The sequence below is a fragment of the Kitasatospora herbaricolor genome (assembly GCF_030813695.1).
In the GTDB taxonomy this organism is placed as follows: Bacteria; Actinomycetota; Actinomycetes; order Streptomycetales; family Streptomycetaceae; genus Kitasatospora; species Kitasatospora herbaricolor.
The window spans coordinates 2,976,268-2,989,736 of the sequence record NZ_JAUSVA010000002.1; the positions used below are offsets into that span (position 1 = coordinate 2,976,268).

The 13,469-nt window shown below is 74.4% G+C and carries 12 protein-coding genes, 1 tRNA gene and 1 pseudogene; 7 read left to right on the top strand and 7 right to left on the bottom strand.

Annotated features, from left to right (window positions below):
- The first annotated feature begins 15 nt into the window (after positions 1-15).
- The 4 genes from J2S46_RS13330 to fabF all read left to right on the top strand — a co-directional run bounded on the left by J2S46_RS13330 (position 16) and on the right by fabF (position 3,753).
- Positions 16-975, top strand: coding sequence for an ACP S-malonyltransferase (locus tag J2S46_RS13330; RefSeq protein WP_191289165.1), 960 nt, complete (start codon positions 16-18; stop codon positions 973-975).
- Positions 972-2,003: a beta-ketoacyl-ACP synthase III gene (locus tag J2S46_RS13335; RefSeq protein ID WP_307349921.1), complete on the top strand. Its 1,032-nt coding sequence runs from the start codon at positions 972-974 to the stop codon at positions 2,001-2,003. The genes J2S46_RS13330 and J2S46_RS13335 overlap by 4 nt, the downstream gene beginning before the upstream one ends.
- 82 nt (positions 2,004-2,085) lie before the next feature.
- The gene (locus tag J2S46_RS13340) at positions 2,086-2,331 is read left to right on the top strand and encodes an acyl carrier protein (protein ID WP_073927573.1); all 246 of its coding nucleotides are present in this window, start codon (positions 2,086-2,088) and stop codon (positions 2,329-2,331) included.
- Positions 2,332-2,487: 156 nt separating this feature from the next.
- Positions 2,488-3,753, top strand: coding sequence for a beta-ketoacyl-ACP synthase II (fabF, locus tag J2S46_RS13345; protein WP_191289167.1), 1,266 nt, complete (start codon positions 2,488-2,490; stop codon positions 3,751-3,753).
- Between the two features lie 192 nt (positions 3,754-3,945).
- Here the strand turns inward: fabF and J2S46_RS13350 are convergent, their stop codons facing one another.
- Together J2S46_RS13350 and J2S46_RS13355 are read right to left on the bottom strand one after the other, a co-directional pair.
- Positions 3,946-4,440: a DUF3145 domain-containing protein gene (locus J2S46_RS13350; RefSeq protein WP_073927575.1), complete on the bottom strand. Its 495-nt coding sequence runs from the start codon at positions 4,438-4,440 to the stop codon at positions 3,946-3,948.
- 397 nt (positions 4,441-4,837) lie between these two features.
- On the bottom strand, positions 4,838-5,863 hold the full coding sequence (locus tag J2S46_RS13355) for an NADP-dependent oxidoreductase (RefSeq protein ID WP_191289168.1): 1,026 nt from the start codon (positions 5,861-5,863) through the stop codon (positions 4,838-4,840).
- A 150-nt stretch (positions 5,864-6,013) separates the two neighbouring features.
- Between J2S46_RS13355 and J2S46_RS13360 the strand changes: the two genes are divergently transcribed.
- Both J2S46_RS13360 and J2S46_RS13365 read left to right on the top strand, forming a co-directional pair.
- Positions 6,014-6,520 carry a MarR family winged helix-turn-helix transcriptional regulator gene (locus J2S46_RS13360; RefSeq protein ID WP_191289169.1) on the top strand — a complete coding sequence of 169 codons (507 nt, stop codon included), beginning with the start codon at positions 6,014-6,016 and terminating at the stop codon, positions 6,518-6,520.
- A 223-nt stretch (positions 6,521-6,743) separates the two neighbouring features.
- Positions 6,744-8,336, top strand: a complete 1,593-nt coding sequence (locus J2S46_RS13365) for an LCP family protein (RefSeq protein ID WP_229912493.1) — start codon at positions 6,744-6,746, stop codon at positions 8,334-8,336.
- 215 nt (positions 8,337-8,551) lie between these two features.
- Here J2S46_RS13365 and J2S46_RS13370 read toward each other — a convergent pair.
- Positions 8,552-9,406, bottom strand: a pseudogene (locus tag J2S46_RS13370) (NADP-dependent oxidoreductase); the annotation flags it as partial.
- A gap of 168 nt (positions 9,407-9,574) precedes the next feature.
- On the opposite strand from J2S46_RS13370, the gene J2S46_RS13375 reads away from it, so the two are divergent.
- A complete protein-coding gene (locus J2S46_RS13375) occupies positions 9,575-10,189 on the top strand; it encodes a TetR/AcrR family transcriptional regulator (protein ID WP_191289171.1) in 615 nt (204 codons plus the stop codon).
- Here J2S46_RS13375 and J2S46_RS13380 read toward each other — a convergent pair.
- The 4 genes from J2S46_RS13380 to J2S46_RS13395 all read right to left on the bottom strand — a co-directional run bounded on the left by J2S46_RS13380 (position 10,149) and on the right by J2S46_RS13395 (position 13,297).
- Positions 10,149-11,075, bottom strand: a complete 927-nt coding sequence (locus J2S46_RS13380) for a 1-aminocyclopropane-1-carboxylate deaminase/D-cysteine desulfhydrase (RefSeq protein WP_191289172.1) — start codon at positions 11,073-11,075, stop codon at positions 10,149-10,151. The two genes, J2S46_RS13375 and J2S46_RS13380, sit on opposite strands and share 41 nt — an antisense overlap.
- 91 nt (positions 11,076-11,166) lie before the next feature.
- Positions 11,167-11,688, bottom strand: coding sequence for an isochorismatase family protein (locus J2S46_RS13385; RefSeq protein ID WP_191289173.1), 522 nt, complete (start codon positions 11,686-11,688; stop codon positions 11,167-11,169).
- Between the two features lie 78 nt (positions 11,689-11,766).
- Positions 11,767-12,855 (bottom strand): hypothetical protein, encoded by a 1,089-nt coding sequence (locus J2S46_RS13390; protein ID WP_229912495.1) that lies wholly within the window; start codon positions 12,853-12,855, stop codon positions 11,767-11,769.
- Between the two features lie 368 nt (positions 12,856-13,223).
- Positions 13,224-13,297, bottom strand: a tRNA-Ile gene (locus tag J2S46_RS13395).
- Positions 13,298-13,469 lie beyond the last annotated feature (172 nt).

The window sequence follows — 13,469 nt, forward strand, 5'->3', positions numbered from 1 at the left end:
AGAGAGGCTTGAACCGTGCTCGTAATCGTCGCCCCTGGACAGGGTGCCCAGACTCCCGGATTCCTCAGCCCCTGGCTGGAGGTGGACGGCGTCGCCGACCGCCTGCGCGGCTGGTCCGACGTCGCCGGGCTCGACCTGGTGCGCTACGGAACCGAGGCCTCCGAGGAGGAGATCAAGGACACCGCCGTCGCCCAGCCGCTGCTGGTGGCGGCCGGCCTGGTGACCGCCCGCGCGCTCTTCCCGGACGAGGACCTCGCCCGGGAGATCGTCGGCGCGGTGGCCGGACACAGCGTCGGTGAGATCACCGCCGCCGCCGGCGCCGGGGTGCTCAGCGCGCACGACGCGCTGACCTTCGTCCGCGAGCGGAGCCTGGGGATGGCCGAGGCCGCCGCGGTCACCGCGACCGGCATGGCCGCCCTGCTCGGCGGGGACCCGGAGGCGGTCGCCACCAAGCTCGCCGAGCACGGCCTGACCGCGGCCAACAACAACGGCGGCGGCCAGATCGTCGCGGCCGGCACGCTGGCCCAGCTGGAGGCCCTCAAGGCCGATCCGCCGGCCGGCACCCGGGTGATCCCGCTGAAGGTGGCGGGCGCCTTCCACACCGAGCACATGGCCCCGGGCGTGCGGCGCCTCGCCGAGCTGGCGCCGACCCTGAAGGTCTCCGACCCGGCCGTGGCGTACGTCTCCAACCGGGACGGCGAGGTCGTGCGGTCCGGCGCCGAGGTGCTGGAGCGGCTGGTGTCGCAGGTCTCCAGCCCGGTCCGCTGGGACCTCTGCATGGAGACCCTGCAGCAGCTGGGCGCGACCGCCGTGATCGAGCTCTCGCCGGCCGGCACCCTCACCAACCTGGTCAAGCGCAACGTCAAGGGTGTCGCGACGCTGGCCCTCAAGACCCCTGCCGATCTCGACAAGGCTCGCGCGCTGGTGGCTGAGCACGGTGCCCACGCGTCCGGCGGTCAGGAGCAGAACGCATGACCACCCCACAGATCCGGCCCGCCACCGGCGCGGCGTTCTCGCGCATCCTCGGGGTCGGCGGGTACCGCCCGGTCCGGGTGATCCCGAACTCCGAGGTGCTGAACTGGATCGACTCCTCGGACGAGTGGATCCGCAGCCGCAGCGGCATCGCCGAGCGCCGCTGGGCCGGCCCGGAGGAGAGCGTCGCCGAGATGTCGGTGCAGGCCGCCGGCAAGGCGATCGCGCAGTCCGGGATCTCGGCGGAGCGGATCGGCGGCGTGATCGTCGCGACCGTCTCGCACCTCAAGCAGACCCCGGCCATCGCCACCGAGACCGCCCAGCGGCTCGGCTGCGGGACGGCCCCGGCCTTCGACATCTCCGCGGCCTGCGCCGGCTTCGGCTACGGCCTGGGCCTGGCGGACGGCATGATCCGCGGCGGCAGCGCCGAGTACGTGCTGGTGATCGGTGTCGAGCGGCTCAGCGACCTGACCGACACCTCGGACCGCTCGACCGCCTTCATCTTCGGTGACGGCGCGGGCGCGGTCATCGTCGGCCCGTCCGACACGCCGGGGATCGGCAAGGTCATCTGGGGCTCGGACGGCTCCCAGCGGGACGTCATCTCGCAGACCCAGGCCTGGGACACCGCCTTCGCCAAGCAGGACGCCGTCAACGGCGTCGGCGAGGAGCAGAAGTGGCCGGCCCTGCGGATGGACGGCCAGCCGGTCTTCCGCTGGGCCGTCTGGGAGATGGCCAAGGTGGCCCAGCAGGCGCTGGACGCCGCCGGGATCACCGCCGACCAGCTCGGTGCGTTCATCCCGCACCAGGCCAACATGCGGATCACCGATGCCATGATCAAGGCGCTCAAGCTGCCCGCGTCGGTACCGGTGGCCCGCGACATCGCCGAGACCGGCAACACCTCGGCGGCGTCCATCCCACTGGCGATGGAACGCATGCTGGAGAGCGGTGAAGCCCGGAGCGGCGACCTCGCCCTGATCATCGGATTCGGGGCGGGTCTGGTCTACGCGGCGGCAGTCGTTACGCTCCCCTAGGCACACCGCTGTACCGCTGTACCCACTGAACCTGCGGCCGCCCGCCGGGCCGTCGCATCTACACCGAAGAGGAGCAGCCACCATGGCTACCACCAAGGACGAGGTCCTGGAAGGTCTCGCTGAGATCGTCAACGAGATCGCCGGTATCCCGGCCGAGGACGTCGAGCTGGACAAGTCCTTCACGGACGACCTGGACGTCGACTCGCTGTCCATGGTCGAGGTCGTCGTGGCCGCCGAGGAGCGGTTCGACGTGAAGATCCCGGACGACGAGGTCAAGAACCTGAAGACCGTCGGCGACGCCGTGGACTACATCCTCGCCAACGCCTGAGCACTGGTCACCACCTCCGGCCCGGTCGACCCGACCGGATCGCCCGGTGCGACCGCCTGAAAGACCGGCCGGGGCCCTGCGCCCCCGCGTAGCGCCCCGGCCGGGCCCCACCCCCGGCGCCGCCGAACCCCCGCCACACGTGAGAGAGAAAAACCAGTGACCGCTGAAAACCGCACCGTGGTCGTCACGGGTATCGGCGCCTTCACGCCGCTGGGCGGCGACGCCGCCTCCACCTGGGAGGGCCTGCTCGCCGGCCGTTCCGGCGTCGGCGTCCTGACCGAGGAGTGGGCGGCCGACCTCCCCGTGCGGATCGCCGCCCGCACCGCCGTCGAGCCGGGCGAGATCCTGCCCCGCCCGCTGGCCCGCAAGCTGGACCGCTCGGCGCAGTTCGCGCTGATCGCCGCCCGCGAGGCCTGGGCCGACGCCGGCTACGAGACCCCCGCCACCGACGTGTCCTCCAAGCTCGCCCCGGAGCGCCTGGGCGCCGTGATCGCCTCCGGCATCGGCGGCGTGACCACCCTTCTCGACCAGTACGACGTGCTGAAGGAGAAGGGCGTCCGCAAGGTCTCCCCGCACACCGTCCCGATGCTGATGCCCAACTCCCCGGCGGCCAACGTCGGCCTGGAGGTCGGCGCTCGCGCGGGCGTGCACACCCCCGTCTCCGCCTGTGCCTCCGGCGCCGAGGCGATCGGCTACGCGATCGAGATGATCCGCAGCGGCCGCGCCGACGTCGTGGTGGCCGGCGGCACCGAGGCGGCGATCCACCCGCTGCCGATCGTGGCCTTCGCCAACATGATGGCCATGTCCAAGAACAACGACGAGCCGCAGCGCGCCTCGCGTCCGTACGACAAGGCCCGTGACGGCTTCGTGCTGGGCGAGGGCGCGGGTGTGGTCGTGCTGGAGTCCGCCGAGCACGCCGCCGCGCGCGGTGCCCGGGTCTACGCCGAGGCGATCGGCCAGGGCCTGTCCTCGGACGCGCACCACATCGCGCAGCCGGAGCCGACCGGTGCGGGGGTGGCCCGCGCGCTGGCCGACCTGTTCGACCGCAACCAGCTGGACAAGGCCGAGATCGTGCACGTCAACGCGCACGCCACCTCGACCCCGCAGGGTGACGTCGCGGAGCTGAAGGCCCTGCGCAAGGAGCTCGGCGAGCACCTGGACCACATCGCCGTCTCGGCCACCAAGTCGATGACCGGCCACCTGCTGGGCGGCGCCGGCGGCATCGAGACCGTCGCGACGGTGCTGGCCCTGTACAACCGGCTGGCCCCGCCGACCATCAACCTCGACGACCTGGACGACGAGGTCGACGCGGACGTGGTGACCGGCGAGCCCCGCAAGCTGCCCGAGGGCCCGATCGCGGCGCTGAACAACTCGTTCGGCTTCGGCGGCCACAACGTGGTGCTGGCCTTCCGCAGCGTCTGATCCACGGGGGCGTCCTGACGCCCCCGGCATGACAGTGGGGCCGGTGTCCGCTCGGACACCGGCCCCACTGTCATGTCCGGCTGTCGGATCCGGCCGTCATGTCCGGCTGCCGGGTCCGGCGGCGGAGCGGGCGGGCGGCGAGGGTGCCGCGGGCCGGCCGGGCCCGCGGCACCCTCGCCCGGACGGCCGGGCTCAGACCACCTGGTGCAGCCAGCGCACCGGGGCGCCCTCGCCCGCGTAGCGGAACGGCTCCAGCTCGTCGTCCCAGGGCTTGCCGAGCAGCCGGGAGATCTCCGCCTCCAGGTCGCTGCCCTCGTTGCGGGCCCGCAGCAGGACGGCGCGCAGTCTGTCCTCGGGGATCAGGATGTCGCCGTGGATGCCGGTCACGGCGTGGAAGATGCCCAGGCCGGGCGTGCTGCTGTAGCGCTCGCCCTCGGCGGTCGCGCAGGGCTCGCTGGTCACTTCGTACCGCATCAACTGCCAGCCGCGCAGGGCGGAGGCGAGCTTCGACGCGGTGCCGGGCTCCCCCTGCCAGGAGAACTCGGCACGCCAGTGGCCGGGTGCGGCCGGCTGGCGGATCCAGTCGAGGCTCACCCGCACACCGAGCACGCCCGCCACCGCCCACTCGACGTGCGGGCACAGCGCGCGGGGCGCTGAGTGGATGTACAGGACTCCACGTGTCGTCACCGGGACCTCCAGGCTGTGGACGAGGGTCGCCTTCCCCAGCTGCCTCGTGCCTGCAGGTGATCCACAGTTACCCAAGTTAGGCGACATTAAGCCACTAAATTGAGCAAAACGGACAGGCTTTCACTCAATGTTAGTCGGATCCTCAACGAGGTCCACCCCTCGTTCGGATCTCTCCCCCGAACGGCCCCATGACGGGGCGGGACCACCGTACCGCGCCGCCCCCCACCTCGGGTGACGCTCTTTCGGATCCGGCCGGGATGCGGTAGTGCGCGGCCCCGGCCAGCGCCCGTACGCAAACCGCCCGCCGGCCCGGAGGGGGCGGCGGGCGGCGGGCGGAGCAGTTGACGCGGCACCAGGCCGGCTCCGACCGGGGGCCGGAGCCGGGAGGAGGGCCGGGTCAGGGGGCGAGGCGGACGACCATCTTGCCGGTGTTGCCACCGCGCAGCAGTCCGATGAAGGCGTCGGTGGCGTGCTCCACGCCGTCCACCACCGTCTCGTCGTAGTGGAGGCTGCCGTCGCGCAGCCAGCCGGCCACCTCGGCGGTGAACCGGGGCTGCAGCTCGGCGTGGTCACGCACCAGCAGGCCCTCCAGGCGCAGCCGCTTGCCGATGGCGAGCGCCAGGTTGCGCGGGCCGGCCGGCGCGGAGGTGTCGTTGTACTGGGCGATGGCGCCGCAGAGCACGGCCCGGCCGTGCACGTTCAGCGCCCAGATCGCCGCCTCCAGGTGCTCGCCGCCGACATTGTCGAAGTAGACGTCGATGCCCTCGGGCGCGACCTTCTCCAGCTGTTCGCGGACCGGTCCGTCCTTGTAGTTGAAGGCGGCGTCGAAGCCGTAGTCGTCCACCAGCGTGGCGACCTTCTCCGCCGAGCCGGCCGAGCCGACCACCCGGGAGGCACCCTTCAGCCTGGCGATCTGGCCGACCAGCGAGCCGACCGCGCCGGCGGCGCCGGAGACGAAGACCCGGTCGCCCTCCTTGAGGCCCGCCACCGCGAGCAGGCCGGCGTAGGCGGTGAGGCCGGGCATGCCGAGCACGCCCAGGTAGTAGGAGAGCGGCGCCGCCTCGGCGTCCACCTTGACGGCGTGCCCGGCGTCCAGGGTGGCGTACTCGCGCCAGCCGAGCCCGTGCAGCACGGCGTCGCCGACCGCGAAGCCCTCGGCCTGCGAGGCGACCACCCGGCCGACCGCGCCGCCGTCCATCACCTCGCCGAGCGCGAAGGGCGGCACGTAGGACTTGACGTCGTTCATCCGGCCCCGCATGTAGGGGTCGACCGAGAGGTACTCGTTGCGGACCAGGATCTGGCCCGGGCCCGGCTGCCGGACCGGCGCCTCGACCAGCGCGAAGTCCGCCGGGGTCGGCCAGCCCTGGGGGCGGGCGGCGAGGTGCCATTCACGGGCGACAGTGGGCACTGCCTGCTCTGCCATCGATCTCTCCTTGCGGTTGCGGCGGGTCAGCCCGGGGGCGGTCCTGAGGACTCTCCCCCGGTTTACCGGCCCACCTGAAAGGTTGAGCCGGTAAAGCAATCGTGGGCATGAAAGGTTCACGTTGTCAAATGTTCAGGTAGACTGGTCGGTATGGACACGCAGCCGACCGAGGTCATCGCCCCGCAGCCGACCGATGCGATCACCCGCGAGGTCGTCGACCTCATGGCGAACCTGGTCGCGCTCTTCCACCGCGAGTACGAGGAGGCCGCCGCCGCCCGCTCGCTCACCGGCGCCCAGGCCAAGGTGCTCGCCCTGCTGCGCCGCGGCCCGATGCCGATGCGGCACATCGCCCAGACGCTCAGCTGCGAACCGTCCAACATCACCGGCATCGTCGACCGCCTGGAGTCCCGCGGCTTCGTCACCCGGGAGGCCGACCAGCACGACCGCCGGGTGAAGCTGGTCGCCGCCACCGAAGCCGGCTCCGACGCCTCCGAGGAGCTGCGCGAGTCGCTGAACTTCGCCCGCGAGCCGCTGGCCGCACTCGGCGACGACGAGCGGGCCGTGCTGCGCGACCTGCTGCGCCGGATGCTCGACGGCGTCGGCCCGGGTACCCCGGCCGACCTCGCGTCCACCGACCCCGCCGGCCCGGCCGCCTGACCGCCCGTCGGGCCGGCCGCCGGCCCCGCCCGGCACGGTGCGGGCACGCGCGGGCCGCCGACCCCGGGGCGAACCGGGGCGAAAGCGGCCGCCGGGCGTGAGACGTGTCACACGGCCCGACCGGATCGCCCGCGGGTGTAACCGAACGTTCTCCCGAAGCGTCTTACCCATGAGACCAGACCGCCGGCCCCGGGCCGGCGGCCGACGAGAGAGCACAGGGGCGATGACCGATCCCACGAACGGCCGTACCGACGGCCGGCGCAGCGGCACGCCCCGGCGCCGGCGGCTCGCCCGTACGGCCATCGGGCTCACCGCCGTCCTGGTGCTCTCCGTCGCGGGTGCGGGTGCCTGGTTCTACCACCGGCTCGACACCAACATCAGCACCTTCGACCCGGGCGGTGTCGCCACCAGCCGCCCGCCGGCCCCCGTACCCGTCACGCCCGGCGCCAGGCTGCCGGTGAACGTGCTGGTCCTCGGCTCGGACACCCGGGAGGGCGGCAACGACGAACTCGGCGGCGGCGACATCGGCGTGGGCCACTCCGACACCGCGATCCTGCTGCACGTCTACGCGGACCACAAGCACGCCGTCGGCGTCTCGATCCCCCGCGACACCCTGGTCACCATCCCGTCCTGCAAGCTGCAGAACGGGACGTGGACGACCCCGCGCACCAACCAGATGTTCAACGAGGCCTTCACCGTCGGCGAGTTCCCCAACGGCAACCCGGCCTGCACCCAGAACACCGTGGAGGCGCTGACGGGCCTTCGGATCGACCACACCGTCGTGGTCGACTTCCGCGGCGTGGCGGCGATGACCGAGGCCATCAACGGGGTCGACATATGCGTCCCCAACGATGTGAACTCGCACGACATCCACCTGAAGAAGGGCCCGCAGAAGATATCCGGGCAGCCGGCCGTCGACTTCCTCCGGGCCCGCTACGGATTCGGCGACAACTCGGACATCGGCCGGATGAAGCGTCAGCAGGCCTTCCTCTCCTCGATGATCAAGAAGGTCCAGGGCCTGGGCTTCTCGCTGCCGACCCTGCTCCCGCTCGCCGACGCCGCCACCCGCTCGCTCACCGTGGACGAGGGCCTGGGCACCGCGATGAAGCTGGTGGACTTCGCGCAGTCGCTGCAGAACATCAAGCTCGCCGACATCACCTTCGTCACCACCCCCTGGCGCTTCGCCGGCGACCGGGTCGCCCTGGTCCACCCCGACGTGGACACCCTCTGGGCGCTGCTGCGCCAGGACCGCACGCTCGACGGCCGGCCCACCGGGCAGAGCGATCCGGCCACCGCCTCGCCGGCCGCCGGCCCGACCGCCCCCGGGACCCCGGGCGGCACGGCCCCCTCCTCCTCCGCCGCCCCGGCCACCGGCCCGGCCGCCCCCGCCACCGCCGCCTCGGGCCCCGCCGCCCCCGTCGCCGCGCCGATCGTGGTCGTCAACGGGACGAAGACCGCCGGGCTGGCCGGCCGCGCCGCGGACACCCTCCGGGCCAAGGGCTACCAGGACGTCACCCTCGGCGCGAGCGGCGGCGGCCGGCTCACCACCGAGATCACCTACCCCGCGGCCCAGCAGGCCGCCGTCCAGCAGCTGGCCACGCTCTTCCCGGGCGCCCGGCTGGTCGCCGAGGCCGGCGCCGACAGCGTGGTGATCACCCTCGGCCGGGACTACGAGCCGGCCGCCGTGGGCCCGGCCGGCGGCGCCACCGGCGGCCCGAGCCCGTCGAGCACCATCCCGTCGACGATCCCCACCGGCATCGCCGACAACGCCCGGACGGCCGACACCGACCCCTGCGCCAACCTCACCTTCGGCTGACCCGGCCCCTGCGGGCCCTGCGGCCGACCCGGTCCCGGCCGGCCCGCACCCCCGTGGCGGGCCGGCCGGGACCGGTGGCTCACCCGCCCTCCGCCACCCGCAGGACGATCTTGCCCTGGATGTGCCCGCGCTCCGCCCGCTCGTGCGCGTCGGCCGCGCGGGAAGACGCTGTCCACCCCCACCGTGAGCAGGCCCTGCTCGACCATCCGGGCCAGCTCGCCCAGCTGCGCCCCGTCCGAGTGCACCTGACCGGAGGGGAAGGTGATGCCCAGTGCGCCCGCGCGCTCGCGGTGGTACTCGCCCAGGAAGACCGGGCTGAGGGTGCCGCCGCGTCGCACCACCGGCAGGAGCCGGTGGCCGTCGGGGCCGCCGACGGTGTCGACGAGGTGGTCGACCTCGCGCACCACGTCCTCGACGGCGGTGCTCGTGTAGTCGACGAAGCGATCCGCACCGAGGGCGCGCAGGAACTCCTCGTGCCGCCCGCTGGCCACCGCGACCACCTCGGCGCCGATCGCCTCGGCGAGCTGGACGGTGAAGTGGCCGACCCCGCCGGCCGCGCCGTTGACCAGGACCGTCCGGCCCGCCGCCGCGTCCGGGCCCCGTTCCAGGCCGATGTGGTCGAAGAGGTACTGGTAGGCGGTCAGCCCGGCCATCGGGATCCCGGCGGCGCCCACGTGGTCCAGCCCGGACGGCTTGCGCGCGAGGTGCGTCCCCGGCGCCGTCGCGTACTGGGCGTACCCCCGGCCGGCGTCGCCGGCGGAGGGGAACCGCACCAGCCCGAACACCTCGTCACCGACGGACCAGCCGGAGTCCCCCGGCCCCAGGGCCACCACCACGCCGGAGATGTCCGTCCCCGGGACGAACGGCAGCGTCAGGCGGGCCCGCAGCGCGGCGGGGATGTTGGCGAAGCCGATCCGGGCGTACCAGTCCGGCGGGTTGAGCCCGGCCGCGCGGACCTCGACCAGCACCTCGCCCGGCGCCGGCTCGGGCACCGGCACCTGCTCGTAGCGCAGCACGTCCGGGCCGCCGAAGGCGTGCACCCGAATCGCACCCATCGTTGCCTTGGTCATGACTCTCCCCTGGTCGCGCGAGTGCCCCGTAGAATGCGGAGCAATGCTCCGGATATAACCGGAGCAGTGCTCCACTTGTCAACGGCCGCAGCCCGCGCGGCCGCCGACCGGCCCCCGCCGCGAAACACCCGGACGCCCCGGCGACCGGCCCCCGACCGGAGAGAACGCATGACCGCAGAGAGCCCCGCCGCCCCCCGCGGCCGACGCGCCGACGCCGAGCGCAACCGCGAACGCATCCTCGAAGCGGCCCGGACCGTCGTCGACGAACAAGGCACCCAGGCCTCCCTGCGGGACGTCGCCCGCCGCGCCGACGTCGGACTGGGCACCCTCTACCGGCACTTCCCGACCCGCGAGGACCTGCTGGAGACGCTGCTGCGCGAACGCTTCGACGGGCTCGCCACCCGCGCGGCCGACCTCGGGCGCACCCTGGAGCCCGCCGCGGCACTGACCGAGTGGCTGCGCGGCTTCATCGTCAGCACCGGCGGCTACCGGGGACTGGCCGGCTCGCTGATGGCCACCCTGAACGACCCGGACTCACCCCTGCACGCGTCCTGCGTGGCGATGCGGCAGGCCGCCGGGGACCTGCTCGGGCGGGCCCAGGAGACCGGGCGGATCCGCCCGGACATCGACGGCACCGACCTGTTCACCCTGGTCAACGCCCTCGGATGGATCGCCGACCAGGCGCCCTCGGAGGCCGGCCGCGGCGCCCACCTGTTCACGGTCTTCATGGACGGACTCGCGATCAGCCCCGGAGTTGCCGCACCGGGTCCGGCAGCCCCGTGACGACCACCGTCACCCGGGTGCCCGGCGCCAGCTCGCCGGCCGCGGCCAGGTCGTGGACGGCCAGCAGCGTCTTGGCGACGTAGCGCCGCTCCAGTGCGACCCCGTGCCGGTCCTCGAACCCCGCGGCGAAGGCCTCCAGCTCCGCCGGGACCTTCCCGTAGCCGCCGCCGTGGTGCCCGTGGTCGATCCGCCAGTTCGCGAACTCCCGCCCGTAGGCCTCCCGGTGGAGCCGGGCCAGCTCGCCCTCCAGGTACCCCTCGCCGCCGCGCAGCACCGCCACCCCGAGGGCGCGCGCGCCCGGCGGCAGCCCGGCCGCGATGCCCGCGAGGGTGGCACCGGTGCCGACCGGGCAGCAGAGCAGGTCGCCCGGGCCGAGATCCGGGATCTCGGCGGGAATCGCCGCCGCGCCGGTCACGGCCGGCCCGTTGGAGCCGCCCTCGGGCAGGACCAGGCAGCGGCCCCAGCGCTCGGCCAGCTCCGCCGCGACGGCCGGGTCCGCCAGCCCGGCCACCGTCCGGCGGTAGTCGCCGCGGGTGAGGAACCCCAGCTCCATCCCGGACGCCTCGGCCGCCCGCAGCGACCAGTTCCGCGGCGCCGCGGCCAGCTCCTCACCCCGGACCAGACCGACGCTGGACAGGCCGAGCGCCGAGGCCGCGGCGGCGGTCGCCCGCAGATGGGTGGAGTAGGCCCCGCCGAAGGTGAGCAGCCGGGTGTGCCCCCGCTCCCGCGCCAGCTCCAGGTTGGGCACCAGCTTGCGCCACTTGTTGCCGGGCACGGCCGGGTGCAGCAGGTCGTCCCGCTTGAGCCGCAGCTCCAGGCCGGCCCGCTCCAGCACCGGGTCGGACAGCCGGTGCAGCGGGGTCGGCAGGGCGGCGGGTGCGAGCATCGCCCCAGCTTACGGACCGTGCGGCTCACGGACCGTGCGGCCGGCCCCGGCGGTGGAGGAGCGGCGGCCGGCCCGGCGGACGGGGCGGGGGTCAGCCGAGCCGGATGCCGGCCGCCGGCACCACCGCGCCGAACCGGGGCAGGTCCAGCGTGACGGCCGCGCGGTGCTCCTCCTCCGTCAACGCGGTCATCGCGTCCTCGGCGAACACCAGCTCGTACCCGTGGTCGTCGGCCGACCGCGCGGTCGACTCCACCCCCATGTTGGTCGCGATGCCGGCGAACACCAGGGTGTCCACCCCGCGCTCGCGCAGCAGAGCGTCCAGGCCGGTGCCGTGGAAGCCGCCGACGGTCCGCTTGACCACCACCAGGTCGGCCGCCTCGGCGACCCCCGCCGCCAGCCCGCTGCCCGGCGGCTGCTCCGCGACGCCCGGCCGCTCCACCCGGATCGCGGCCACCGTCGCCCCGGCCGCCCGGAACCTCCCGGCGAGCGCGAGCGAGGTCGCCAGCACCTCGTCGCCGCTCCTCGGCCGCAACGGCAGCGCGACGATCCGGTCCATCAGATCGACCAGCACCAGGGCGGTGCGCGCCGCCCCCAGCTCCACCGACGTCTCCACGAGTTTGCCCCCGGTTCTCCGTGGTCGGGTGATCACCTTCTCGGGGCGCACTCTCTCACAGACCGCCGAGCGCCGTCCTCAGTCGGTGAACCCGGCGTGGACGTGATCGTGGTGGGTGTCGTCGGAGAAGAACTGATTGGCCGTCACGCCACCCCTCAGCTGCCGCGGCCCGCCGACGTTGTAGGAGCCCGCCGCGGCGGCGGCCCGCATGAAGCCGTCGACCAGCGCGTGGTCGGTCGACGGGTCGGCGACGGTGTGGCCGTCGATCTGCCAGACGTCCACGCCTCGCCCCTGCGGGTGGTCGCTGGGCCGGTCGGTGCCGAAGACGTCCAGCGGGTGCCCGGAGCGCAGCACGGTCACCTGGAAGGTGTACGTCCCCGCCAGCGTGAGCATCGCCCGCAGCACGCTGTCGTGGACGGCGCCGCTGGTGACGTCGGCCAGCGCGGCGGGCGGCAGCTGGATCCGGGTGTCGGTCAGCACGGCGCGGGCTGCGGCGGAGAGGGCGGCCGCGGGCGGTCCCGGGTCGGCGGGGTGCAGCTCGGTCACCGTCCAGCGCGGCTGCGCCCGGCCGAGCCGGACGTCGACCGTGGTGCCGCCCTCGGCGACGGTGCCGTCGGCCCGGGCCGTCCACTGGCGGCACACCACCATGACACTGGCGCTGTCGGCCAGCAGTCCGCCGTACTGGGCGTACACCACCTGCACGACGGCCCGGTCGGCCGCCGGGAGCAGCGGCCCGGCCTGGGCGGCCAGGGCCGGGTTGAGCCCGAGCGCGGCGGCCCGGGCCCCGGCCGCGGCGACGCCCTGGCCGCCGGCCGGCCAGGTGCCCAGCGCCTCGACCAGCTGCACGGCCCGCAGCTTCACGTCGGGGGCCACCTCGCCCGGGCCGGGCACCCAGGGCGTGACCGCCGGCAGGGCGGCGGCCGTACCGCCGGTGGCCACGGCGGACGGGGAGCCGGTGGAGGGGGAGGGGCCGGTGGTCGTGGCGGGGGTCGGCGAGCCGGTCGGGGCGGCCGCCGAGGGGCCGGCCGGCCCTCCCCGGGCGCAGCCGGCCGCGCCCAGGAGCACCCCCGCGCCCCCGAGCAGCACCGCCCGCCGGGGCAGCACGCCTCGGAGCGGCACGGGCGTGGTCGGAGGCTGTCGCACCACCCGGCCGAAGCTGGAGTCCATACCCCAACTATGCGCGGCGGACGGACCGCCCGGGCGGGTGAGGAGCACCGGAGGAGTACGGGCGGCGCACCGTCCGGCGGCGGCCGGGCCGGACCATGCGGTCCCGCGCCGGCCGGTGCGCGGGCCGGTGGCCCGCCAGGGCCCGGTCGGGCGACCGGCGCGGGGATCCGCGACGCCACGGCGGCGGGTTGTGCGGGCGGCGCCGGACGGATCGTCAATACCTCGGCGCCGGCGGCATCCCGGATGGGTGAACCTCGGCATGTCCGTGCCCGGAGGAGGGTGGCGCTGCCCTAGAGTTCCTCCAGGACAGTCGACCGTTTCGGCAGGTCAGCGCGGCGAATTCGCGGCGGGCCGACATCTTTCGACGGTGGGGCGGGTGGGACTCGAACCCACGACCAAGGGATTATGAGTCCCCTGCTCTAACCGGCTGAGCTACCGCCCCGGTTCGCCGTGCGCGCCCGGTGGGCCGGTCGCGGCAGCAGCAGACGGCCCCGGAAGGCCGTCCCGGGCAGCATAGCCGGTCGATCACCCGTGATGCGCGCCGGGGGCGCACATGGGTACGCGGGCCCGGTGCCCTCCCCGTCCGGGCGAATCCCGGTGGCCCGGCCGACCCC